This is a genomic window from Microvirgula aerodenitrificans DSM 15089, from assembly GCF_000620105.1.
GTDB classification, from domain to species: domain Bacteria; phylum Pseudomonadota; class Gammaproteobacteria; order Burkholderiales; family Aquaspirillaceae; genus Microvirgula; species Microvirgula aerodenitrificans.
In genome coordinates this window covers 1-1,224 of record NZ_JHVK01000060.1, presented here as the reverse complement: position 1 = coordinate 1,224, position 1,224 = coordinate 1, and the positions used below count along the sequence as shown (strand labels likewise).

Here is a 1,224-nt window from a genome sequence, read left to right as displayed (position 1 = left end):
ACTTGCGCTTCAGTGAATCGAGACTTCCGCATGAGAGGCTCCTTTGGCCTTCATGCTAACTTATGCTTGGTATACCTGCAGGGGGGAAGGTCAGCCTGTTGTTGATCGCCAGCGCCCGCCATTGCCGCGCCCTTGTTGGCATGGTGCAGAAACACAATGGAACAGCCGGTCTCGGCGGCTATGGCCTCCATGCGGCCAATGACCTGCGCCATAGGCCCGCTGGCGTTCTCCTCCTCGATATGGAAGCGACGCAGGGTATCCAAAACCATCAGACGATGACCCTCGGCGGCCCGTTTGAGGCCATCGAACCAATCTTGGGCCATGATGTTGGGGCATTTTCCAATCAGCGGCTCAATCAGCAAGCCATCTGCCACGGCTTGCCGCTGCGCAGCGGTAAGGTGTGCGCCAAGGGCGTGCAAGCGGTGATGAATCGCGACAGGTGGATCTTCGGCTGGCAGGTACACCACCGCGCCGGTGGGCAGCTCACCCACTTCCAGCAGATCAGGGCCCCCCGCAATCTGAGCAGCTAATTGCAGGATCAGCATGGACTTGCCTGCTCCGCCGGGAGATACAAGTGCGCCCACCGTGCCGGCAACCATATTGGGCAATACATAATCAATCGGCGGTGGCGACTCAGTGAATGCGGTTATCAGGTCAAGTGCCATGTCAACCCCTCACGTCGCCAGGACGGGCAGCCGGTATACCTGATGATTTACGCGCTTCGATCCACTCTTCGACTTCGGATAAATCCCACGCGACATTTCTGCAAGTGAGCGCAATACGGCGTGGAAACTCTCCTCTCTGCTCCAAGTTATAAATCGTTCTCGTCGAGAGGGGGATGATCTCCAGAAGCTTTTTTCTGTTGATGAGTATTTTGCTGGTTGCAGCCTGCATGGCCCGGCCTCCAATTGCTAACGAGTGCCTTATGGTGCCTAGCAATTCATACTGTGACAGCCTTATAATTACCTAAAGAGGTTGACGCCATGAAAAAAGAAAAGACTATAACCATCTGGGAAGGATGCGACCCCGAAATATCGGAAGCCATCGAACGCTTTCAGAATCGCTGGCGTCCTTACTCCACTGCCTCGCGGCGCTACGCCATCATACGATTGATACAGGAAGTCATTGATCCGTAAGCGCCCGGTGAACCCCTGTTGACGCGCGCCATCATTCCTCGGCCGACCACCGATGCGGCAGCAGTTCCGCTATCCGACTCTGCTTCCA

General features: G+C 56.0%; 2 protein-coding genes. Both read right to left on the bottom strand.

All coding sequences use genetic code 11. The annotated features are described in order from the left end of the window. Nucleotides 1-50 precede the first annotated feature (50 nt). Nucleotides 51-665 (bottom strand): helicase RepA family protein, encoded by a 615-nt coding sequence (locus Q352_RS21920; RefSeq protein ID WP_444542980.1) that lies wholly within the window; start codon nucleotides 663-665, stop codon nucleotides 51-53. Nucleotide 666: 1 nt separating this feature from the next. Then, nucleotides 667-894 (bottom strand): helix-turn-helix transcriptional regulator, encoded by a 228-nt coding sequence (locus Q352_RS23120; protein ID WP_028500506.1) that lies wholly within the window; start codon nucleotides 892-894, stop codon nucleotides 667-669. Nucleotides 895-1,224 lie beyond the last annotated feature (330 nt).

What these genes read in the sequence shown, in the direction of transcription:
- Q352_RS21920 (WP_444542980.1), bottom strand. Translation starts at nt 665, where the DNA reads ATGGCACTTGACCTGATAACCGCATTCACTGAGTCGCCACCGCCGATT.
- Q352_RS23120 (WP_028500506.1), bottom strand. Translation starts at nt 894, where the DNA reads ATGCAGGCTGCAACCAGCAAAATACTCATCAACAGAAAAAAGCTTCTG.